This is a genomic window from Stenotrophomonas sp. PAMC25021, from assembly GCF_004795795.1.
GTDB classification, from domain to species: Bacteria; Pseudomonadota; Gammaproteobacteria; order Xanthomonadales; family Xanthomonadaceae; genus Stenotrophomonas; species Stenotrophomonas muris.
The window spans coordinates 2,578,849-2,601,425 of sequence record NZ_CP039255.1; the positions used below are offsets into that span (position 1 = coordinate 2,578,849).

A 22,577-nucleotide genomic window follows, 5' to 3' on the forward strand; every position below is an offset into this window, starting at 1 on the left:
GTGATGACAGCGACAGCCAGCAAGGATAGTCCGAAGCGGCTGCATGAAGCCGTACTGCCAAAGCCCTGCGGCGCCCACCGCAACGCCCGGTTGCGCCCGGGCTGCAGTGGAGGCAGCCTGCGCACATGCAGTCGCATATCCGCATCGACGGTCGTGTCTTCGCCTACGTCTTCCCCTGTGCGTGGGAGGACTACGCGAAGATCGGCTTTTCACGCGATCCGCTCGGGCGCATCAGCGCATTGCACCGGCGCTGGTTCGAGTTCTTCGACCTTGATGCCGGTACGCTGGTGGAAGCGGAGAGCGAGCGCGATGCGCGTGATCTGGAGCTGCAGCTGCGTTCGCCGTTCAAGGCGCACCGCGCGCCGGCGCCGATGACGGTCCAGGACAAGGCCGGAGGTCGCACCGAATGGGTGCGTGGTGCCAACCAGGCGTTGTCGCTCGCGGTTGATGCGTTGGGCGCACAGGGCTATCGCTGTTTCCAGCTCAAGGCTTGGCTGCAGGCCGCCCAGCGCCTGCGCATGGACCGGCTGCACGACTGGGCGGCGGTGCAGCTTCCGGAAGAGGATGGCCTGCGCATGCCCGGTGGCCCCGGCGAGCGCGTGCTGCGTGACACCCTCGACGGTTGCCGGGTGCTGGATATCGACCCAATGCCATGGCTGCCTGAACACGTCCAGCGTTGGTATGCAGGTTGAGCCGTGTTCAACGGCCACGCGGTTTCTGAACCGGCGCGGCCGGTTGCGGCGCACCCGTGGGGGAGCCGGTGGACGGGCGGGCCAGCTGCCGGGCCAGTTCGGCGTTGGCCACGTGGCCCTGCAGGAACAACAGGCTGCCGTAGATGTTCATGAGCGTCCCTCCACTTGAGTGGATTGCACGATACGGGCAGCATGGACGCGGAAAAAGCGACATTTCCGCAAGCATGCCTTGAGAGGAATTCAAGCCTGATGTCCCGTCCGCCCCTTCACGCCCTGCAGGGCTTCGTGGCCGCCGCGCGGCTGGGCAACCTGTCACGCGCAGCGGCGTCGATGAGCCTGACCGTCAGTGCGCTCAGCCATCAGATGCGCCAGCTGGAAGAGCGGCTGGGGCAGCCACTGCTGGTCCGCCAGCCACGCGGCGTCACCCTCACCCTGGAAGGGCAGCGCCTGCTCGACCAGGTCGGCCCGCATCTGGATGCGATCAACGAGGCCTTCCAGCCCTATGCCGCACGCGCCGAGCACGTGCTGACGATCAGCGCGGTACCGTCGATGGCGTCGGCGTGGCTGGTGCCGCGCTTGGGGCACTTCGTTGCCGAGCATCCACAGATCGAGATCAACCTGCAGTCGAGTGAACGCCTGATTGACTTCGAGCGACAGCGCCAGTTCGACGCCGCGCTGCGGCTGGGCAGCGGGCAGTGGCCGGGCCTGGTGGTGGAGCCGCTGTTCGACGAGTGGCTGCTGCCGATGGCCAGCCCGGCGCTGATCGAACGCATGGGAGGGATCGACCGCGTGCCGCTGAACCAGTGGCCGCTGCTGGGGGATCCCGATGGCGCGTGGGGCGCCTGGTTCGCGCTGAGTGGGCAGAACCCGCCGCCGCGCTTCGTGGCGGTGCTGGATGATTCGGAGGCGCATCACCGTGCGGCGCTGGACGGGGTGGGCGTAGCGCTGGGACGGGTGACGCGGGCGCGCCTGCTGCTGGATTCCGGCCAACTGGTGGCGCTGTCCAGCCTGCGACTGAAAACCGCCTGGCCGCATTGGCTGGTCTACCCGCAGCGCTCGGCCCGCCATCGCGGCTTCCTGGCCTTCCGCGACTGGCTGCACGCTCAGGCGGCCGAGCACGTCCGGCACATGGCAGACGCGCATTTATAGCGTCGAGCCATGCCCGACTGCGTGTGTCCGGCAGTCACCGTACCAACGTAACCGCCTGCCCGGCACGGGCGAAGGCTTCGCCCAGCAACGAGCCTGCCTTGATCGCCTCCACTTCCTCGAACAGCGCCTGCAATGCATCGGCCGGGCGCGAGGCCGGCGCCGCGACCGCCTGCTGGATCACGGTGAAACGGTCGGCCAGCACGCGGTGGCCGGGATGCGCCTGCGCCCAGGCGGCCAGCGGCTGGCGCACGCCGGCGGCGGCATCCAGGCGCTGCAGATCGAACAGGGTGATGGCAGCGGCCGACGTCTCGGCCCGCTCGATCATGGCGTGGCGCAGTTCGCGGCTGAGGAACAGGTCGTAGGCGGCGCCACGACCGACCGCGATGCGCAGGCCATCGCGGTCCAGGTCGGCCACCTGCTGCGCAGGGCTGTCCTCGCGCACCAGGTAGGTGCCTTCGATCTCCACATAGGGGGCGCTGAAGGCGATGCGGTCGGCGCGCGCCGGATCGATGGCCAGGAAGGCCAGGTCCCAGGCATCCTTGCTGGCTGCAGCGACCACCGCGGCCGCGGCGTCGTGGCAGGTGAAGCGTGCCTGCACGCCCATGCGCTGCGCCAATGCCGTGGCCAGTTCCAGTGACGGCCCGCGCGGTGAGCGCGCGTCCCCCTGCGCCAGTACTGGATTGCCCAGGTTGATGGCCACGCGCAGGAAGCCCAGCGGTGCCAGCGCACCACGATGATCGGCCAGGGACATGCAGGACTCCGCGGGGAAAGGGCGGTCCAGCATGCCAGTACGGACCTGCAAGGCAGTGTCAGCATCCGGTTATCCTGCGGACATGAACCCCATCCTGCACGTCGAGATACCGGTCACTGACCTGGGCCGGGCCATCACGTTCTACCAGCACTGGCTGCAGGTGGCGGTGGACGAACCGATCCTGCTGCACGACTGCAGGATGGCCTACCTGCCGTTTGCCGATGAGGCCACCGGTGCCAGCATGGCGCTGGTGCGGGGGGCCGACTATCTGCCCTCCGTCCACGGTGCGCGCATCTACATCGGGGTTGATGACCTGGATGCCAGCCTCGAGCGTGCGCTGCAGGCCGGGGCCGAGCTGCGCTTCGGCCCGGCCGATGCCGGTGACTGGCGCGTGGCCGAGATCGCCGACAGCGAAGGCAATCGCATTGCGCTGCAGGCGCGCGTGGTTCTGTAGGGCCGAGCCCATGCTCGGCTGCTGTTGACCCAGCCGCCAACGCTCATCCGAGCATCGGCCCGGCTCTACACCGTGGCCGAGCGTGAGCGCTGCAGCCAGTCGTTGATCGCCGGGTCCAGCCGTGGGTCGTCCGGCAGCTGCATGCCGAAGCGCTGCTGCAACACCTCGCGCACGTCGCCCACATCGCGCAGCGGACGCTTGTCCGGTGCCTGGCCGGGAGGGTACTCGGTGTAGTTGCCACTGCCGATGGTGCGTCGCCAGTCCGGCCCGGTCAGGGATGCGCGCAGCTGGCCGGGGAAACTGGAATCGGGATGGGTGCACACGTACCAGTTGCCTACGACGTTGTCGATCGGTGCCGGCGCGTGCAGGTCGAAGCGATACATCGCCCGCCAGCCATCGCCGGACTCGGCGGACAGCACGAAATCCCCCTCGCCGGGCAGGCGCTGCAACAGGAAGCGCTCGTGGGGCGTGGCCTGCGGCTGCGGATCATGCAGCCGCAGCGGTACGGTCGGGGTCAGGCTGCCGAAACCGGCATCCACCAGCCAGTCATCGCCGTCCACCTGCACACGCAGCAGCAGGTGGGTGCGTGCGGTCAGTTCGCCGTCCTGGGCGGCCAGCAGCACGCGCGCGCTCAACGGCTGTGCATCGAAGCCCAGCGCCTGCAGCAGTGCCAGCAGGCCGCCGTTGAGTTCGAAGCAGTAGCCGCCACGACGGTCGTCGAGCAGCTTGCGCTGCACGCTGTCCAGGTCGATCGGTACTGCATCGCGCAGCAGGCAGCTGAGGGTTTCGAACGGCAGCAGTGCGTTGTGGCGCTGCTGCAGCAGGGTCAGGCCCGCCAGCGTCAGCGGTGGCGGTGCATCCAGCTGCAGGCGTTGCAGGTAGCGGGGGACATCGAGCGTCGTCATGCGCGCGCCGGGCGGGGGAGGGAGATCTACTGTGCTCTCCCAACCGGGGTTGAGGTCAAGCATTGCGCGGGTGTCATCCCCCCGTCGCCTGTGCCGGGTACAAAGGCCGCGTCCGCCAGCAATCGGTGGGAGTGAACCAGGAGCGCCCTAAAGTTGCGCCATTTCCCGCCGATACAGGTGCGTCCTTCCGCCTGGAGCCTGTCATGTCGGCCGTCGTCCCCCACCTCCGGTCCCTGCGCATGCGGCTTGCCGCACTGCGCTCGGCGTCCCCCGGCCTGCTGCTGTGGCTGCAGCCGCATCGGCTCAGTGTGGCCAGCAAGCTCAAGGCGACCCTGTGGGTCTGTGGGCTGGGCCTGATCGCGATCGCCGCCGTCTACGCCTGGACCGGCCATGCCAGCACGCAGGCGGCGCGCAGCCAGGCCAGCTACCAGCACGGCAGCGATCTGGCCGCGAGCGTGGCCACGCGGGTGGCCGAGGCGCGTCGTCTGCAGACCCAGTATGCACGTAGTTTCGACGATGCCGACCGCGCGCAGCTGCTGGCGACGCAGAAGGCGCTCCAGGCCGATCTTCAGGCGCTGCGCGCGATGCCGATGGATCCCGGCCGGCGCGAGGCGCTGCGGGCACTGACCGAAGCCGCCGGCGCGTTCTCGCAGGGTGTGGCCGCCCTGTTCGAACGCGTCGATGAGATGGGTCGTGGCGATGCCGGCCTCGCCGCGCAATTGCAGCAGGCCGCCGACGCCCTGCAGGCGCAGGTGGATGCGTTGCAGCGGCCTTCGTTGGCGTTGTCCCTGCAGAAGATGCGCCGCCAGGAGGCACTGCTGCTGCTCGATGGCGACTCCACCCATGCCGACCGTGCGAGCGAAGAAAAGCTGCCGTTCGATCTCGCACTGGTGGGCCTGCCGACCGATGCGCAGGATGCCCTTCGTAACGGCATGGAGGCCTATCAGGCCGCATTGCTGGGCTATACCGCCGCCCGCGTGGGCCTGGATGTAGAGGCGCAATCGCTGCTGGATACCGCCGCCGGCGTGGCGCCGGCGCTGGCCGTCTTCCAGCAGGCCCAGGTGGCGGCGCTGGCCAAGGCACAGGCGCGCCAGCAGGCCGGCGCACGCACCATGAGCGTGCTGTTCGCGGTGACCCTGCTGCTGGTCGCCGGTGTGTTGATCACCAGCCTGGTGCTGGTGCTGCGTGCGGTGCGCCAGCCGATCCAGGACACCCTGCGTTTCGCCAGCGACATCGCCGACGACCGACTCGACACCACCCTGCGCGTCTACAACGCCAACGATGAAATCGGCCAGCTGGCGCAGCGCCTGGTCGACATGCAGCAGCGCCTGCGCGCGCGCATCGAGACCGAGCGTGCCGTGGCGCGCGGCAACACCCGTGTGCGGCAGGCATTGGACAGTGCGCAGACCGGGCTGATGGTGATCGATGCCGAGGGCCGGGTGGCCTACGTCAATCCGGCACTGCTGCAGCAACTCGAGCGCGAGGCCGAAGATCTGGTGGGCAGCGATGCCGTGCGCCTGCATCCGGCGCTGACCAGCCTGGCCGGCGCGCGCCAGCGCGAGGAGCGCGAGATCGGCCATGCCGGCGTGCGCTACCAGCTGATTGCCAACCCCATCATCGACGAAGGGCAGTTCCTCGGCGTAGCGGTGGAATGGCGCAGTCGTGCGCTGGAGACGCTGCTGGAAACCGAGGTCGCTGCCCTGGTCGATGCTGCAGCACGCGGCGACCTGCATGGCCGTATCGTGCTGGAGGGCAAGCAGGGCTTCGTGCGCACCTTGTCGACCAGCATCAATCGCCTGCTGGCCACCTTTGAAACCAACCTTGGTGACCTGCAGGCACTGCTGGCTGCGCTGGCCTGCGGCGACCTCAGCGTGCGCATGGAGGGGGACCTGCAGGGCGTGTTCGCGCGCATGCGCGACGATGCCAATGCCACCGTCGCGCAGCTGGGCCGCATCGTCACCCGCATCCAGCAGGCCACCTCCAGCCTGGATACCGGCGTTGGCGAGATCGTCGCCGGCCATCACGATCTGTCGCGGCGCACCGAGCAGCAGGCCGCCAACCTGGAAGAGACCGCGGCGTCGATGCAGGAGCTGACCGATACCGTCGGCCGCAACGCCGATGCTGCAGGCCGCGCCGATGCACTGGTGCAGGGCGCGGCGGCGGTGGCCCAGCGGGGTGGCGAGGCGGTCGGCCAGGTGGTCGCGACCATGCATGGCATCAGCGAAGCCTCGCGACGGATCGGCGACATCACCCAGTTGATCGACGGCATCGCCTTCCAGACCAACATCCTTGCCCTCAATGCGGCGGTGGAAGCGGCGCGTGCCGGCGAGCAGGGCCGCAGCTTCGCCGTGGTGGCCGCCGAAGTGCGCCTGCTGGCGCAGCGCAGTGCCGAGGCGGCCAAGCAGATCAAGGGGCTGATCGAGGATTCGGTGGCGCGTGTCGGCCAGGGCAACCAGCAGGCCGCGCAGGCCGGCACCACGATGGGCGAGATCGTCGGCAGCGTGCAGCAGCTGGCCGAGCTGCTGGCAGGTATCCGCAGTGCGTCGCAGGACCAGCATGCGGGCATCGCACAGGTGAACCAGACCATCGTGCAGATGGAAGCCAGCACCCAGCGCAACGCCAGCCTGGTGGAAGAGGCCGGTGCCTCCACGGCGCAGATGCAGGCGCAGGTGCGTGCCTTGGCAGAAGCCGTGGGCGCGTTCCGCTTGCAGTCGATGCCGCAGGCGCGCGCGGCGGCCTAGTCAGCCGAGCGTGGGCTCGGCGCTACATCGGCTGCACGAACACTGTAGAGCCGAGCCCATGCTCGGCTCACACCAGCGTTCGGCGGCAGGAATCAATACACGTCGCGGCGGTAGCGCCCGTTTTCCAGCAGCGTTTCCACCGCTTCATCACCCAGCGCGGTTCGCAGCACCTGGTCCACGCCTTCGGCCATGCCCTGCAACGACCCACAGACATGGACCACCGCACCACGGTGCATCCAGTCGCGCAGCGCATCGACGGCCGCACGCAGGCGATCCTGCACGTAACCACCCTCGCCATCGCGCGAGAACGCCAGGTCCACCCGCGTGAGATGGCCATTGGCCTGCCAGGCTTCGATCTCGTCGGCGAACAGGAAGTCGTGTGCGCGCTGGCGTTCACCGAACAGCAGCCAGTGCCCGCGCTCGCCTGCGTGGGCAGCTTCGCGCAACAGGCTGCGCAGCCCGGCGATGCCGGTGCCGTTGCCGATCAGCACCATCGGCGCGCCGCTGACGCGATGGAAACCGGGGTTGCGATGCACGCGGGCGACGATGCCGGCACCGATCGGTGCATGCAACGACAGCCAGCCCGAGCCCAACCCGGCGCGACCGGAGGCGTCATGCACCAGCCGCACCACCAGCTCCACCACGCCATCATCCGTGCAGGAGGCGATCGAATACTCGCGGCTGGGCAGCAGCGGCAGCCCGGCCAGCCACAGGCAGGCATCCTGCACCGCCAGCGCGGCATCGGCCTCGGGCAGCTCGCGTTCACCGGCCAGCGCCAGCAGCGTGCGCGGATGGCCATCGACCAGCAGGGGCTGCAGCGGATCCAGACCGTGTCCCTTCAGCACGGCACCGGCATGCCGCGCGTTGTGGCGGGGTGCGATGTGCAGGATGTCACCCGCCTGCCACTGCACGTCGGCCGGTGCGGCAAGACGGATACGCCAGATGGCTCCGCCGACGCTGCCCGGGTTGAGGTGGTCGCGGCCGAGCAGGCGCCACTCATGCATCTGCGTAGCCGCAGGCAGCACGCTGTCATCGGTGACGATGCCGGTGAGCGTACCCAGCTGCTGCTGCCATTGGCGCAATGCCGGCACCGAAGCGGCATCGACATCGATGCGCTCGAACAGCGGGCGCGCGCCGTTGCCGATCAGCCAGCCATCGAACTGGCGGCCGAAGCCGCAGTAATGCGGGTACTGGCGGTCGCCCAGCGCGAGCAGGCCGAACTGCAGGCGCGACAGGTCCAGGCGTTGTGCGAGCAGCAGCCGCGCCGCGCGGCGCGTGGCATCCGGTGGCTCGCCGTCGCCGAACGTGCTCAGCACGAGCAGCGCCTGGGACGTGGCCTGCAGCGTCGCGGCATCGACGCGGGCCAGCGACTGCACCTGCACCGCATGACCGGACGCCTGCAGCTGCGCGGCCGCACGCCACGCCAGTTGTTCGCCCAGTCCGCTCTGGCTGGCATGCACCACCAGCCACGGCGGACCACGGCCATCGGTGGTCGTGGCCGGTAGCGCGCGGCGCAGCCCTCGCGCTGCACGCTGGCTGCGGCGGCGGTCCAGGTACAGCATCCAGCCGGTGATGAAGAACAGGCTCATGCCCAGGCTGCTGAGCATCACCACCACGCGCCCGGGCACACCGAAGTAGCTGCCCGAATGCAGCGCGAACACGCTGGTGGCCAGCTGTCCGCCCGCGCCCTGGCGTGCGTACGGGCGGGCATCGAGAACCGCGCCGCTGGCCGGATCGAGCTGCAGCAGGTCATGCGCACGGTCGTGGTGGCCGCCGCGCTGCGACGGATCACCGGCCATCACCCGCACGTTCAGCGCCTGCCCCGGCTTCTCCGGCAGGCGCAGGTCGATGAAGCCGGTGCGCACGCCGGGTAGCGCGTACAGCGTGGTCTCGATGCGATGGACGTCCAGTGCCGCGTCGGCGGCAACCGTGTGCTTTGCCGCCGGCGCCACACCGAGCAGCGTGTTGGCCGCGTTGCGGTACCAGTCGAACGACCACCACAGGCCGGTCAGCGCACTCATCAGGTAGATCAGCAGCACCCAGGTGCCGACCACCGAGTGCAGGCTCCACAGGAAGCCTCGGCCGCTGCGCGTCCACTCCACCGCCAGCCAGCTGCGCCAGTGCCACCAGCGTCGTGGCCAGCGCAGGTAGAGACCGGACAGGGTGAAGAACAGCAGCGCGATTGCACAGCTGCCGGTGATCCACTTGCCGCGCTCACCGGCAGCGAGGTGGCGATGCAGGTCCTCGACGACGTCGAAGAATGCCTGCCCGCGCAGGGCGCTGAAGCGCTCGCCGCTGTACGGATCGAAGTACACCCAGTGTTCCTTGCCGCCGGCAAAGCGCGCGACCGACGGCCGCTGTCCGGTCGCATCCACGCGCAGGCGTTGCAGGGGGCGCTCGCTGCCAGCCTGCAGCAACGGCACCAGTTCGCTGAGTGCAAGGGGATGCTGGCCGTCCGCATGGTGCTCGGCGATCTCAGCGAAGCCAGGATTGGCCGCGCGCAGCAGCTCGTCCTCGAAGGACAGCATGGCGCCGCTGAGGCCCATCAGGGCCAGGACGGCACCGGCGGTAATGCCCAGCAGCCAATGAAGTTGGAACAGGACGTTCTTGAACATCGAAGGAGGAGGGCCAGGAAGGCTGCCGCCCGCATCCTGCGCAACAGCAAATGAGAATTAGTCGCGGAATTCTCCGTGGCGCCCTGCCTGCGGTCAAGCAGGGGTTGCCGGCCGGGCTGCGCCCGGCACCCGCGGTAGTGCCGGCCTGGCCGGCAACCTCAGAAGCAACAGCCGAAGCAACAGCGGGTTTCCTGTGAGGAAGCGGGGCGGGTCCGGTTGCGGGGGACGGCGCAAGTACGTCCCTGTAGCCTTGGCCGCGGCATCCATGCCGCGGACACCCCCTCAACCGGACCCACCCCGCCTTCGACAGTTCCTGCGATCTGTCGGAACGAGGTTCTGCTTTGGTGGGTGCCGACCGTTGGTCGGCACGGGGTCTGATTCCGTTCTGAATATCGATAGATGTGTCGACCAAGGTCGACACCTACCAACAGCCGCCGGAATCTGTCGAAGGTGGGGCGGTGTGGCTGTGCAGGACCGTTGGCGCCATGGATGGCGCCATCGAGCCCCCACGGACGGGTTTACGGCGTGTCCTGCACAGCCACAGCGCCCCGCCATCCCACGGAAAGCCCGCTTTGGCTGTTGCCGTTGCATTGAGCAGGGTGCAGGGCTGCAAGCCCTGCAAAAACACCCTCACTTCACCCAGCTGTCGATCTCGCCGTGGGCGAACGGTCCCAGCTTTGCCTTCACCCGCCGCCCCTGTGCATCGAACAGCACGCTGTAGGGCAGCAGGCCCTGTGTATTGCCCAGCTGCACGCTGGCATCAAGCGGCCCCGGGGTTTCGATCACGATCGGATAATCCACCGGTACCCGCTGCAGGAAACCGCGCACGTCTTCCGGCGTATCCAGCGCCAGTCCCAGCACCTGCACACCGTGCTCGCCCTGGATATGTGCGAAACGCGCCAGTTCGGGCATTTCTTCCACGCAGGGCGCGCACCAGCTGGCCCAGACATTGATCAACAGCGGGCGACCGCCAGCGTGCTGGCGCAGGTCCAGCGGCCGGCCTTCAAGATCGGGCAGCGACAGCGCGGGCAGGCTGTCGCCGACCTGCAGGGCAGGTGCCGCAGCCGCCACAGCAGGTGCCGCCGGCACGGCCTCAAGCGCCACCGGTCCCGGTGCCAATCGATGCCCGGCCCACAGGCCGAGGCCGGCGGCCAGCACCGCTGTCCACAGCAGCGCTGGCCGTTGCCACTTCATCGTGCGGTGCGCAGCAGCGCTTCCTCGACCACCGCCTGGGTCAACAGGGTCGGCAGCACGGTCGGCGGCGCACCCGGGCCGTACACCACGTACAGCGGCACGCCCACGGCCTTGTGCTCTTCAAGGAACGTGGTGATCTGCGGGTCGACGTTGGTGTAGTCACCGCGCATGTACACCGCGTTGGTGCGCTTGAGCAGTTCCTTGAACTCCGGCCGCGACAGCACGGCACGTTCATTGGCCTTGCAGCTCACGCACCAGTCGGCAGTCATGTTGACGAACACCACGCGGTTGTCCGCACGCAGGCGGTCCAGCAACTGCGGCGAATACTCGACCACGTTCTCGCTGGCGGCCTGTGCGGCCCGCGCCGGTGGTGCCAGCTGGGTCACGCCCCAGGCAGGAACCAGCGCGCCGATCGCCAGCAGCACGCCGAGCAGGGTCACCGCACGCGAGCCGGTCCAGCGATTGCGCTCGAACAGCCACAGGCCGAAGGCGAACAGCAGCAGGCCACCCAGCACCAGTGCCATGCCGTCCACGCCGCGCTGTTTGCCCAGCACCCACAGCAGCCACAGCGCGGTGGCATACATCGGGAAGGCCAGCACGTGCTTGAGCGTTTCCATCCACGGGCCGGGCTTGGGCAGGCGGCGTGCCAGCGCCGGCACGAAGCCGATCAGCAGGAACGGCAGCGCAAGGCCCAGGCCGAGGAACAGGAATACGGTCATCGCCTTCAGCGGCGGGGCAATGAACGCGTAGGCGATCGCCCCGCCCATGAACGGGCCGACGCAGGCGCTGCCCACCAGGCAGGCCAACGCACCGGTGAAGAAATCGCCGGCCGGCCCGCTGCGGCTGGCCAGCGACTGGCCGAGGTTGCCGATGCCACCGCCGAGGGTAAACACGCCGGACAGGCTCAGGCCCACCGCGAACATGATGTAGGCCAGCGCCGCCACCACGCCCGGGTGCTGCAGCTGGAAGCCGATGCCGACGGCGTTGCCGATCGCGCGCAGGCCCACCATCAGCGCGCCGATCACCGCGAACGCGACCAGCACGCCCAGCGTGTACCAGAGGGCATGGCTGCGTGCCCGCTCAGGGCTTTCGCCACTCTGCGCCAGGCTCAGCACCTTCAGCGACAGGATCGGCAGCACGCAGGGCATCAGGTTCAGCACCAGGCCACCGGCCAGCGCCAGCAGCAGCACCCACACGAACGAACGGTCCGGGTTCGGGGTTGTCGCCGGTGGGCGCGTGCGCAGTGCGTTGCCATCGCGCGCGTCGGCGGCGAACTCATTGCGCGCACCCTCACTGCCGCTGGCGGCGGGAGTGGCAATGCCGTCGTTGGGGACGGTCGGCAGCAGGCGCAACGGTGCGCCGTTGGCGGATTCACGTGGCACGCCGGCGGCGGGCAGCGGGCTGATCACCTCGTTGCGCGCTGGCGCCTGGTCAATGCTGGCGGACAGCTTGCCAGCGGGAATCGACAGCTTCACCCGGCGGGTCATCGGCGGGTAGCAGATGCCATCGGTCTGGCAGCCCTGGAAGGTCACCACCAGGGTGCTGTCGACGGCATCAGTGACAGTGCGGCGCAGCGGCAACGGCACTTCCACCTGGTTGAAGTAGACCGAGACATCGCCGAAGTGCTCGTCGCGATGCGATTGCGCGGCTGGCCAGCGCGGCTTGCCGGCCAGCACGCCGGCGCTGCCTTCCAGCTTCAGCGAGGTGCGGTCGCGATACAGGTAATAGCCGGGCGCTGGGCTGAAGCGCAGCAGCAGGGTGTTGCCGTCACTGGCGATGGCATCGAAGCCGAACGCCTGTTCCGACGGCAGCGGCAGGGCCTGGCTGTTGTTGGCCGCGCCCGGCAGGCGCAGGCCACCGCTGTTGCCGGCACCGGCCAGCGGGTTGTTGAACGGGCTGGCCGCACCGGCACGCGCGGCAGGCACCGCCGCCGCCGCACCGGCGCCCGGCAGGGTGACCTGCACCACGCGCTTCTGCGGCGGGTAGCAGACACCGGCATCGGCGCAGCCCTGGTAACGCACTTCCAGGCTGATGGTGCCGGCAGCCTCGGACGGCGTGCCGGGCAGGGTGGCCTGCAGGCGCTCGCGATAGGTCTCGACTTCGCCGAAGAAATCGTCGTGGTGCTTGTCGCCCTTGGGCATCTGCAGCGCGCCGGCATTGAAGGCCGGGTCGGCCTTGACGCTGGTGCGGTGGCGATATAGGTAATAGCCCGGTGCGATCTTGAACTGCAGTTGCACCTGGCCCCGTTCGGGGGCACTGGCGGTCAGCGCGAACGCCTGGTCCACCGGCAGCAGGTCCTTCTCATCCAGCGCGAAGGCCGGCAGCGAGAGCCACAACAGGGCGCACAAGGCGGCGCCGCGCGCAAACAGAGTCTTCAATCAGTGTCCTCCCGGGTCTGTGCCCGGATCCAGTCCAGATACGCCGGCAGGCCGGCCCGGGTTTCGACCGCGATGCACTCCGGGAGTTCATACGGATGCAGTGCGACGATCCGGGCAATTGCGTCATCGACGCGGCTCGCGGTGGTTTTCACCAGCAGCTGCAGTTCGGCGTCGGTGGTCACCTCCCCCTGCCAGCGGTAGGTCGACTGCGCGCCATCGAGGCGGGTCACGCATGCCGCCAGGCGCTCGCCGACCAGCGCGTGCGCGATGCGCTCGGCACTGGCCCGGTCCGGGCAGGTGGTCAACAGCAGCAGGACGGGATCGACGGTCGACATGACCGCCGAGTATAGGGCCGCCGCCGGGTCAGGGCCCGGCGGCGGCAGTGGACCGCTGCGTTGCGCGGTCAGTTGGCCAGCTGGCAGGTGGCCGGCTTGGCCGAGGTGAACAGGGCCGGGGTTGCCCACTCGGGGTGGTCGATGAACGGGTTGCGGTTGCCCTGGAAGCTGTAGATCACGTCATTGCGCGCACGCTCGGCATCATCCGGCGGATCGGACAGGTGCCAGTCGATCAGCGTGGACAGCAGGCCCATGTAGGCCGGCGAACTGCTGGTCTTGACGATTTTGCTGCGGTCGTCGGTCAGCTCCAGGTCCGGCTCGGACTGGCCGGTGGCCGCATCCTTGCCGCCCTCGTAACGGATCGCCATGTACATCACCGCACGCGCCATGTCGCCCTTGCGCTTGCCCCACACCTCGAAGGTGCCGGTGTTGCCGTCCGGCGTGCGCACCCAGTTGGAGTTGCCCGGATAGCCGCCGCTGCCGCCGCCCTGGCCGTTGTTGGCCTCGGTGGCGCGCTCGCCGCAGTTGGCGTCGCACTTGCCGAACGGCTTGTTGCCACGGTCGGCGTTCCACTGCGCGTCGGTCAGGTACAGCATGTGGGTGTCGGTATACGGCGCGTACGGCAGGCCCTTGTCACCGGTGGTGGTGGCAAAGCCCAGCGAGTTCGGCCAGGTGTGTTCGCGGTTGTATTTCAGGCCACTGCCACTGCCGGCACGATCGGTCACCTTGGCGTAGCTGTGGTTGCGATATGCGTCGAGGATCCTGCCGGAATTGTTCGGATCCTCGTCGGCGATTTCCAGAATGGTCCAGGTACTGGTGCCCGAGCCGCTGTAAGGGTAGGCGGTGTGGCCCTTGATGGTGGCATGCAGCGAGCAGCGCAGCTGGCTGGGGCTGCTGGTGTTGACCTTGGAGTAGTAGCCGGCCGGCACGCCCGGGTTGCCCGGGTCCGGATTGCCGCCGGTGCTGGCCACGGTGAAGGCGATGCGGCTGTCGGCGGCCGGGTGCGCGCCCTGCAGGTCGGTGATGCGCGCGGCGCGGATGTCGAAGCGGCAGGCCTCACCGGCCACCAGCGCAGTGTTGGTGGACAGCTTCACGCTGCGGCCGCTGGCCGGGAAGGTCAACGGCACGCTGCCGGAGGTGCCGCAGCTCAGGGCGAAGGCGCCACTGGCCAGGTTCACCGTCTCGCTGAACACCACTTCCAGGTCGGCGGCGGCCGGGAAGGTGCTGCTGCCCTGCGCCGGGGTGGTGGTGGAGACCGACGGCGGTGTGTTCGGGCCCGGGGTTCCGCCGCCACTGAAGGTCTGGCCGTTGTTGCAGCTGCCGAAGGTCTGCCTGGCCGACTCGGCCCAGGTGAAGTGGGTGTACTGGCTGCCGCTGCCGGTCAGCTGCAGCGAGGTGCCCGCGGCCGTGCTGTTGGTCTCGGCCACCGGGATGTTCTGGCTGGTCATGCCGGCGGCAGGGCCACCGGAGGCGGTGATGGCGCCCTCGTAGCTGAGGAACTGGACCACCTTGCCGCTGGCATCGACCAGGGCGATGCCGTCGTTGGGGCCGTTCTGGATGCCGTTGGTCGGGTAGTTGACCACGGCGATGGTCGCGCTGCCGCAGCCGGCGGCGGTGCCGGCCGGGACCGGGTTGTTGGCGTAGACCGCGGCCGCCGAAGGATTGCTGCCGTTGTAGAGGTAGAGGCGGTAGCCGGACAGGTCCTCGCCGGCGGTGGCGACCACTTCGATGGCTTCGCCGACGTCACCGGCGGCGGTGCTGTCGTCGTAGTGCAGTTCGTTGATGAAAACCTCGGCCTGGGCCGGCGCGGCGGCCAGTGCCAGCAGGCAGGCGGCGGCAAGCGGGGACAGCAATCGCATCGACTACTCCTTGTGATTGGGAATGCCTGACCGAGCCTAAGGCCGATCCAGTGACACTTTGTCGTAAATGAACGTCAGATATCTGACAGTGCGACGCTTGTCACCGAAATTGTCCAAGACCGACGCCTTGGCCGAGGCGCGCGGGCGGAAAAATTTTTTCATTCCGCCCTTGAAAGGGGGCGGCGGGGCTCCATCTCTGCCCTGCTCCCGACGTTGTCGGGTTTCTTCACGTGCGGTTCTGGCACTCGCTTGGGGTGAGTGCTAACATCGCCGGACTTTTTTAGACCAATCAATCACTTAAGAGGTCTCCTATGAGCATCAAGCCGCTGCACGACCGCGTTGTGGTCAAGCCGATCGAAGCCGACGAAATCTCCGCCGGTGGCATCGTCATCCCCGACTCGGCCAAGGAAAAGTCCACCAAGGGTGAGGTCGTGGCCGTCGGCCCCGGCAAGCCGCTGGACAACGGCAACGTGCGCGCGCCGTCGCTGAAGGTCGGCGACAAGGTCATCTACGGCCAGTACGCCGGCAGCTCGTACAAGAGCGAAGGCGTCGAATACAAGGTCCTGCGCGAAGACGACGTGCTCGCCGTCATCGGCTGAGCCCCGGCGCGACCTGTTTCAACCTGATCCCAAACTCCCAGCCGCCGGGCATCGTCCGGCGCTACCAATGAGGTAAATGCAATGGCTGCCAAGGATATTCGTTTCGGTGAAGACGCCCGTTCGCGCATGGTGCGCGGCGTCAACGTTCTCGCCAATGCCGTCAAGGCCACCCTGGGCCCGAAGGGCCGCAACGTCGTGCTGGAAAAGAGCTTCGGCGCGCCGACCATCACCAAGGACGGCGTCTCCGTCGCCAAGGAGATCGAACTGGCTGACAAGTTCGAGAACATGGGCGCGCAGATGGTGAAGGAAGTTGCTTCGCGCACCAACGACGATGCCGGCGACGGCACCACCACCGCCACCGTGCTGGCCCAGGCCCTGATCCGCGAAGGCGCCAAGGCCGTTGCCGCCGGCATGAACCCGATGGACCTCAAGCGCGGTATCGACAAGGCCGTCTCGGCCGCCGTCGCCGAGCTGAAGAACATCTCCAAGCCGACCGCCGACGACAAGGCGATCGCCCAGGTCGGTACCATCTCGGCCAACTCGGACGAGTCGATCGGCCAGATCATCGCTGACGCGATGAAGGAAGTCGGCAAGGAAGGCGTCATCACCGTTGAAGAAGGCTCGGGCCTGGACAACGAGCTGGACGTGGTCAAGGGCATGCAGTTCGACCGCGGCTACCTGTCGCCGTACTTCATCAACAACCAGCAGTCGCAGACCGCTGACCTGGATGACCCGTTCATCCTGCTGCACGACAAGAAGATCTCCAACGTCCGTGACCTGCTGCCGGTGCTGGAAGGCGTCGCCAAGGCCGGCAAGCCGCTGCTGATCGTGGCCGAGGAAGTCGAAGGCGAAGCGCTGGCCACCCTGGTGGTCAACACCATCCGTGGCATCGTCAAGGTCGTGGCCGTCAAGGCCCCGGGCTTCGGCGACCGTCGCAAGGCGATGCTGGAAGACATGGCCGTGCTGACCGGCGGCACCGTGATCTCCGAAGAAGTCGGCCTGTCGCTGGAGAAGGCCACCATAAAGGACCTGGGCCGCGCCAAGAAGGTGCAGGTCTCCAAGGAGAACACCACCATCATTGACGGCGTCGGCGACAAGGCCAACGTTGATGCACGCGTGGCGCAGATCAAGACCCAGATCCAGGACACCTCCTCGGATTACGACCGCGAGAAGCTGCAGGAACGCGTGGCCAAGCTGGCCGGCGGTGTTGCCGTGATCAAGGTCGGCGCCTCGACCGAAATCGAAATGAAGGAAAAGAAGGATCGCGTCGACGACGCCCTGCACGCGACCCGTGCGGCCGTTGAAGAAGGCGTGGTTCCGGGCGGCGGCGTTGCCCTGGTCCGCGCGATCACCGCGCTGGCCGGCCTGAAGGGCGCCAACGAAGACCAGAACCACGGCATCCAGATCGCCCTGCGCGCGATGGAAGCCCCGCTGCGCGAGATCGTGGCCAACGCCGGTGACGAGCCGTCGGTCATCATCAACAAGGTCAAGGAAGGCACCGGCAGCTTCGGTTACAACGCCGCCACCGGCGAGTTCGGCGACATGCTGCAGTTCGGCATCCTGGACCCGACCAAGGTGACCCGTTCGGCGCTGCAGAACGCCGCCTCGATCGCTGGCCTGATGATCACCACCGAAGCCATGGTTGCCGAAGCTCCGAAGAAGGACGAGCCGGCCATGGGTGGCGCCGGTGGCATGGGCGGCATGGGTGGCATGGGCGGCATGGACTTCTAAGTCCACGTCCCCCGGCGGTCGTTGCCGACCCTGGTCGGCACGCCCTCCCGATGCAAGGAAGAACCCCGCCGCAAGGCGGGGTTTTTCGTTGCCCGGTTGCCGCCGCAGCAGCGCATCGCTACGCTCGGTGGCCATGCCTACCTCCTTCATCGTCGTCGACGACTTCCTTTCTCCTGCCGATGCGCAGGGGCTGCGCCAGGCGGCGCTGGGCCTGACCTATCCGGTGCAGGAGGGTGCATTCCCCGGCCGCAATTCGCAGCAGCGGCTGGAACTGGATGGGCTGTCCGGCGCGGTCTCGCGGCTGGTCAACGAACCGCTGCGGCCGGTCAACCCACTGCAGTCGCACGGCAAGTTCCGCCTTACCCTGGCCGGTGACACCGGCCGCGCCAAGGTGCACGCCGATCACTCGCACTGGTCGGGCATCCTCTACCTGAGTGCACCGGAGCACTGCGAGGGCGGCACCGAGTTCTTCCGCCACCGCCGTACCGGCACCGAGCGCATGGCCCTGGATGCAGCGGAGCTGGCCGCATTGGGCTATGCCAACGGCGGCGACATGCATCGTGACATCATCGAGCGCGACAGCAACGACGACAGCCAGTGGGAAATGACCATGCGCATCCCGATGCGTTTCAACCGGCTGGTGCTGCTGCGGCCCTGGTTCTGGCATACCGCCGGGCCAGCGTTCGGCGACCGCCCGGAGAATGGCCGGCTGGTGTACCTGATGTTCTTCGAGCAGGCGCGCTGAGCGGATCAGGCATCCACGCGTGAGGTGGATCCACACGCCATGCATGGTTGCTCCCATCCGCACTCCCCGCCCAGGGATCATCGCACCGTCATTCGATGAAGGCCTTCGCCGCGCCGTACTCCCACTGCCATGGCACGCCGGTATCACCCAGCACGAACGCCACCAGTGCCGGGAAGGTGGCCTCGGCCCGTACATCGTTGCCCAGGATCACCACGCAGCGTTTGTGCCGCTCGATGCACACCAGGGTGTTGCCGACCGCATCGTCGTGGCCGCCCTTGTAGAAGCCTGCACCCTGGGGGCCACGGAAGGTCACCACGCCCAGGCCCGCGGCCAGATCCCGGTGCTGCTGCGCAACGGGCAGCTCCGGCTGCAGCGTTGGGAACTGGCTGGCGGTGGTGATCGGCAGCTGCGGCCGCACCAGTTCCCTGCGCATTGCCGCAGACAGCCCATCGCCGCGCACATAACCGGCGGCGAAGTGGGCCATGTCGGTGATGGTGGTATCCATCGATCCTGCCGCCCGCACACGGCTGCGTTGATCGTGCGGCTCTGTATTGCCTTCGACGGTCCAGCCATCGGCCAGGTTGCCGGCGAAATCCGCGCGCCACGACATGCTGGTGCGCGCCATGCCGAAGCGATCGAACACGCGCTGCTGCATCAACGCACCCACATCCTCGCCCAGTCGCCCACGTTCGATCACGAACTGCAGCAGGATCAGGCCCTCGCCGGAATAGCCGTAGCGGCTGCCGGGCTCGAAGTGGAACTTCAACCGGCCATCCGGTTCGAGAAAGCCGAAGTTGGCAAAGCCGCTGGCGTGATTCAGCAGCTTTCGGGGCGTGAGCCGGCGCCAGCGTGCATCACTCGCCAGCACGCTGTAGTCGGCGTACTTTTTCGGTTCGGGCGGGTAGTCTGGCAGCGGCACGTCCAGAGCTGTGGCGATGCTGGCATCCAGATCGATCACCCCGTCCTGCGCCAGCTGTGCGACCAGGTGGCCGAAGGCCATCTTGGTGAGCGATGCGGCATACATCACGGTGTCGGTGCGCAGCGGCTCGCCTGCGGCGTTGCGTTCACCGTAGGCGGCCACATGCACCACCTTGCCGTCATCGATCACCGCCAGCGCCATCCCGCGCGCATGGGCCGCCTGCATCAGCCGCCGTGCTTCGGCATCGATGCGAGTGGGCGAGGGCACGGGTGGCGGCGCGGCCAGTACCGCCAGCGGGAGTAGCGTCAGCAACATCAGGGTGGCACGGCACATGCGTGGAACTCCTGGTGGGGCGCACGGTGATGCTACGCCGGGCTGCCGCTGGCGTCATCGCCAGATGTCAGCCGGCCTGCGGCCGGCGCAGGCAGATCCGCGCCGCGCCGGCACCGATGTCCACCTGGCCGCCGCGCATTGCATCGGCACCGAGGATCAGCGCCGGCCGGCCCTCCAGGCCGATCGCCTTGAACACCGGCAGTTCGCTGATGCGGACCTCCATCGACGGGTGCTGCCAGCCGCCGCCGGTCATGCCGGGCAGGGTGTACAGCCAGGTTGCCTGCTTGCCGCCGCCCAGGCCTTCGGTGCCCTTTTCACGCACCCGCACCCGCGCGTCGCTGCCGTCGGTGCGCAGCGCCAGTGCGCGGGCGGCTTCGGCGTTGAGGACGGTCTGTGCGGCACCGGTGTCGACCACGGCGATGGCGTCCACCGCAGGCGCGCCTAGTGCAAGCGTGATGAAGCCGAACTGGCGCAGGCCGCCAGTGCGGCCGGGCAGCGCATTGGGCTGGCAACCCGGTCCTTCCAGGTTCAATCCGCCGGGTGTCCACAGCGCCAGTTGATTGCGGCCGAAGTCCCAACGGGTGTCCCAGCGCCCGGTCAGATCGTTGCCGATCAAGCCGTCGATGGCTGGATCATCATCCTTCGGCAACGATGACAGATCGACGTTCATGGCTTGGGCCTGCAGCTGCCAGCTGCCCAGCTGCCAGGACGTGCTGCGCATGCGCTGCAACCGCGCCGAAGCTGCACTCGCCCCTTGCGCCTGTGATACCTCTGCATCCGCATCCTCCAGGCCATAGCGCCGCACGACGCGGGCATCGACCAGCGTTGCCCCCGCGGCACTGTCGACCACGAAGCGCAGCGGTTCGGCGCGCCCGTCCAGCGAGACGGCCACCGCCGGATGACCGCCCTGCATCCACATCGGCAGGATGTGCGCGGCGGCGTTGGAGGCGAGCGCAGGCAAGGGAGCGGCGAACAGGGGCAACAGGAAGAGGCGCAAGGGAAGACTCCGCAGTGATCGTGGGTGACCATTGGCGCACGGCGGCGTATCGCCGGAATATCGGCGTTGATACCGTCCTGATACACAGGTGCTGGATACTGTCCGAATGAGTACTCCCATCCGTGTCATCGTCGTCGACGACGATGCCAGCATCCGCGACGCCATCGCCGACCACCTGCTGCTGCACGGCTACCAGGTACGCTTGGCGGCGGATGCGGCGGCACTGGACGTGCTGCTGCAGGCCGAACGACCGGACCTGATCATCCTCGACTGGATGATGCCCGGTGAGGATGGGCTGTCGGTCTGCCGCAGGCTGCAGGCGAGGGCGATCCCGATCCTGATGCTGTCGGCGATGGGGGCTGCACCGGACCGCGTGATCGGCCTGGAGATGGGCGCGGACGACTACCTGGCCAAACCCTTTGATCCGCGTGAACTGCTGGCGCGGGTACGCGCACTGCTGCGCCGTCAGGACAAGCTGCGCACGCAGGTGGCCAGCGAACTGCGGTTTGATGGCTGGCGATTGCTGCCCGACCAGCGTCGCCTGTTCGCACCGGACGGTGCCGAGCTGGTGCTGAGTCGTGGCGAGTTTTCCCTGTTGCTGGCGCTGGCCGAACGTCCCGGGCGGGTGCTGGGGCGTGAGCAGCTGCTGCAGTTGAGTCGCGGAGAAGCCAGTGACAGCGTGGACCGTGCCATCGACCTCGCGATCAGCCGCCTGCGCCGCAAGCTCGGGCAGGCCGCGTCCGGGGCAGAAGCCCTCGTGCAGACACTGCGCGGGGAAGGGTATCGCTTCGACGCTGAGGTACAGGTGCTGTGAGCAGCCGGTGGTCGACCACACGCTGGATCGCGATGCTGGCGCTGGCCAGCCTGCTGCTGGCAACCCTGGCCAGCGTTGCAGTGGTGGGTTGGATGCCCCGGCCCGCGCCGCCACCGATGCGGCTGGACCATGCGATGCAGGTACTGCGTGGGGAACAGGCGCCGGCGTCACTGGGATTGCGCAGGGCGACGCAGGACGCGCCCCCCCAAGGTAGCGCCAGCGACTGGCTCGCGCAGCTGGCGGCCGCGCAGATGGGCATGCCGGCCGAGGATGTACGCCTGGCATGGACGGGGCAGGGCGGGGCGCCCGATGTGCAGGTCATCGAGGGTGGCGCGGTACTGGACGCCTCCGGTCGTGCTGGCGTGCTGAAATCACAGGCCGCGCTGCTGACCGCGATGCAGTGGCCGCCGTTTGAACTGGGGATGCGCCAGGCCGACGGCCGCTGGCGGGTGGTCGGCAGCGACCATAGTGACCTGGCGGCCTGGCGCCGCCAGGTGATGCTCGCCCTGTTGGGCGGTGCGATCCTGCTGGCGCCGTTGGCGGCGTGGGCGTCGATCCGGTTGGGGCGCCCGCTGCGGCGCCTGGCCGAAGCGAGCGCACGCGTCGACCTGCAGGCCGAGTCGCCATTGCCCGACGATGGCCCACGCGAAGTGCAGATGCTGGCCGCCGCGATCAGCACCGGTCGCGAACGCCTGCGGGTCCAGGCACAGGACATGACCCATATGCTGGCGGCAGTGGCGCATGACCTGCGCACGCCCCTGACCGGCCTGCGCCTGCGCGCCGAGTTCGCTCCCGCACCACAGGCCGCCCGGATGGTGGCGGACATCGAACGCATGGACGCGATGATCGAGCAGGTGCTGGACTATGCACGCGGCGAGCTGCAGCCCTTGCAGATGCGCTCGCTGGATCTGGCTGCCCTGCTGCAGGAATGCCTGCAAGGGGCGCTGCTGCGCGGGGTCGACATTTCGCTTCAGTGCCCGGATACGCTGCCGTGGCATGGCGATGCGCTGCTGCTCCGGCGCGCGGTCGACAATCTCATCGACAACGCCGAGCGTTACGCGGGCGCCGTGGAGCTGCATGTCGCCGTGTGGGGACATGGGGTGCAGCTGGATGTGATGGATCGCGGGCCGGGCATCGCCGAAGCTGATCGTGTCCGCCTGCTGCAACCGTTCCAGCGCAGCGAAAGCTCGCGCAGTCGCGCTACCGGTGGGACCGGGCTGGGACTGGCCATGGCCGCCAACGTGGCCAGGCGTCACGCAGGCGAACTGCAGCTGCTGCACCGCGAGGGTGGCGGGCTGATCGCGCGCCTGCTGCTGGGAAAGCTCCCCTGATATCGGCTGTGATTTACAGGTAGCGGCTATCCGGT

Annotated in this window: 19 protein-coding genes; 9 read left to right on the plus strand and 10 right to left on the minus strand. The window is 68.2% G+C overall.

What is annotated here, in order from left to right; all coding sequences use genetic code 11:
- Positions 1 to 125: 125 nt before the first annotated feature.
- Positions 126 to 692, plus strand: a complete 567-nt coding sequence (locus E5790_RS12145; protein ID WP_014648604.1) for a GIY-YIG nuclease family protein — start codon at positions 126 to 128, stop codon at positions 690 to 692.
- Between the two features lie 7 nt (positions 693 to 699).
- Here the strand turns inward: E5790_RS12145 and E5790_RS21920 are convergent, their stop codons facing one another.
- On the minus strand, positions 700 to 843 hold the full coding sequence (locus tag E5790_RS21920; RefSeq protein WP_167692587.1) for a hypothetical protein: 144 nt from the start codon (positions 841 to 843) through the stop codon (positions 700 to 702).
- Positions 844 to 941: 98 nt separating this feature from the next.
- On the opposite strand from E5790_RS21920, the gene E5790_RS12150 reads away from it, so the two are divergent.
- Positions 942 to 1,841, plus strand: a complete 900-nt coding sequence (locus E5790_RS12150; protein WP_032959086.1) for a LysR substrate-binding domain-containing protein — start codon at positions 942 to 944, stop codon at positions 1,839 to 1,841.
- 34 nt (positions 1,842 to 1,875) lie between these two features.
- Here E5790_RS12150 and E5790_RS12155 read toward each other — a convergent pair whose 3' ends face one another.
- Positions 1,876 to 2,592: a transporter substrate-binding domain-containing protein gene (locus tag E5790_RS12155; RefSeq protein WP_014648602.1), complete on the minus strand. Its 717-nt coding sequence runs from the start codon at positions 2,590 to 2,592 to the stop codon at positions 1,876 to 1,878.
- An 82-nt stretch (positions 2,593 to 2,674) separates the two neighbouring features.
- Here E5790_RS12155 and E5790_RS12160 point away from each other — a divergent pair, with 82 nt between their 5' ends.
- Positions 2,675 to 3,046: a VOC family protein gene (locus E5790_RS12160; RefSeq protein WP_014648601.1), complete on the plus strand. Its 372-nt coding sequence runs from the start codon at positions 2,675 to 2,677 to the stop codon at positions 3,044 to 3,046.
- A 65-nt stretch (positions 3,047 to 3,111) separates the two neighbouring features.
- Here E5790_RS12160 and E5790_RS12165 read toward each other — a convergent pair whose 3' ends face one another.
- Positions 3,112 to 3,951, minus strand: a complete 840-nt coding sequence (locus E5790_RS12165) for an arylamine N-acetyltransferase (protein ID WP_111205592.1) — start codon at positions 3,949 to 3,951, stop codon at positions 3,112 to 3,114.
- A gap of 203 nt (positions 3,952 to 4,154) precedes the next feature.
- Between E5790_RS12165 and E5790_RS12170 the strand changes: the two genes are divergently transcribed.
- Positions 4,155 to 6,692, plus strand: coding sequence for a methyl-accepting chemotaxis protein (locus tag E5790_RS12170; protein WP_111205591.1), 2,538 nt, complete (start codon positions 4,155 to 4,157; stop codon positions 6,690 to 6,692).
- 92 nt (positions 6,693 to 6,784) lie between these two features.
- On the opposite strand, the gene E5790_RS12175 is transcribed toward E5790_RS12170, so the two are convergent.
- The 5 genes from E5790_RS12175 to E5790_RS12195 all read right to left on the minus strand — a co-directional run bounded on the left by E5790_RS12175 (position 6,785) and on the right by E5790_RS12195 (position 15,073).
- Positions 6,785 to 9,307 (minus strand): sulfite reductase flavoprotein subunit alpha, encoded by a 2,523-nt coding sequence (locus tag E5790_RS12175; RefSeq protein ID WP_136191756.1) that lies wholly within the window; start codon positions 9,305 to 9,307, stop codon positions 6,785 to 6,787.
- A 630-nt stretch (positions 9,308 to 9,937) separates the two neighbouring features.
- Entirely contained in the window at positions 9,938 to 10,501 is a 564-nt protein-coding gene (locus E5790_RS12180) for a TlpA disulfide reductase family protein (RefSeq protein WP_111205589.1), read from the minus strand.
- Positions 10,498 to 12,879 carry a protein-disulfide reductase DsbD gene (locus E5790_RS12185; protein WP_014648596.1) on the minus strand — a complete coding sequence of 794 codons (2,382 nt, stop codon included), beginning with the start codon at positions 12,877 to 12,879 and terminating at the stop codon, positions 10,498 to 10,500. The genes E5790_RS12180 and E5790_RS12185 overlap by 4 nt, the downstream gene beginning before the upstream one ends.
- Positions 12,876 to 13,214: a divalent-cation tolerance protein CutA gene (gene cutA / locus E5790_RS12190; RefSeq protein ID WP_014648595.1), complete on the minus strand. Its 339-nt coding sequence runs from the start codon at positions 13,212 to 13,214 to the stop codon at positions 12,876 to 12,878. The genes E5790_RS12185 and cutA overlap by 4 nt, the downstream gene beginning before the upstream one ends.
- Before the next feature lie 68 nt (positions 13,215 to 13,282).
- Positions 13,283 to 15,073 carry an endonuclease gene (locus tag E5790_RS12195; protein ID WP_014648594.1) on the minus strand — a complete coding sequence of 597 codons (1,791 nt, stop codon included), beginning with the start codon at positions 15,071 to 15,073 and terminating at the stop codon, positions 13,283 to 13,285.
- Between the two features lie 311 nt (positions 15,074 to 15,384).
- Here E5790_RS12195 and E5790_RS12200 point away from each other — a divergent pair, with 311 nt between their 5' ends.
- From E5790_RS12200 to E5790_RS12210, 3 genes are all read left to right on the plus strand, one after another.
- Entirely contained in the window at positions 15,385 to 15,672 is a 288-nt protein-coding gene (locus tag E5790_RS12200) for a co-chaperone GroES (protein ID WP_005411227.1), read from the plus strand.
- Positions 15,673 to 15,753: 81 nt separating this feature from the next.
- Positions 15,754 to 17,403, plus strand: a complete 1,650-nt coding sequence (gene groL / locus E5790_RS12205; protein WP_005411226.1) for a chaperonin GroEL — start codon at positions 15,754 to 15,756, stop codon at positions 17,401 to 17,403.
- Between the two features lie 133 nt (positions 17,404 to 17,536).
- Positions 17,537 to 18,148, plus strand: coding sequence for a DUF6445 family protein (locus tag E5790_RS12210; RefSeq protein ID WP_032958237.1), 612 nt, complete (start codon positions 17,537 to 17,539; stop codon positions 18,146 to 18,148).
- 88 nt (positions 18,149 to 18,236) lie between these two features.
- On the opposite strand, the gene E5790_RS12215 is transcribed toward E5790_RS12210, so the two are convergent.
- Complete coding sequence (locus tag E5790_RS12215) at positions 18,237 to 19,400, minus strand: serine hydrolase domain-containing protein (protein ID WP_049439294.1); 1,164 nt, start codon at positions 19,398 to 19,400, stop codon at positions 18,237 to 18,239.
- Positions 19,401 to 19,467: 67 nt separating this feature from the next.
- Positions 19,468 to 20,397, minus strand: a complete 930-nt coding sequence (locus tag E5790_RS12220) for a retropepsin-like aspartic protease (protein ID WP_111206768.1) — start codon at positions 20,395 to 20,397, stop codon at positions 19,468 to 19,470.
- A gap of 106 nt (positions 20,398 to 20,503) precedes the next feature.
- On the opposite strand from E5790_RS12220, the gene E5790_RS12225 reads away from it, so the two are divergent.
- Both E5790_RS12225 and E5790_RS12230 read left to right on the plus strand, forming a co-directional pair.
- The gene (locus tag E5790_RS12225) at positions 20,504 to 21,211 is read left to right on the plus strand and encodes a response regulator transcription factor (RefSeq protein ID WP_014648590.1); all 708 of its coding nucleotides are present in this window, start codon (positions 20,504 to 20,506) and stop codon (positions 21,209 to 21,211) included.
- Between the two features lie 32 nt (positions 21,212 to 21,243).
- Positions 21,244 to 22,542, plus strand: coding sequence for a HAMP domain-containing sensor histidine kinase (locus E5790_RS12230; protein WP_111206767.1), 1,299 nt, complete (start codon positions 21,244 to 21,246; stop codon positions 22,540 to 22,542).
- Positions 22,543 to 22,577 lie beyond the last annotated feature (35 nt).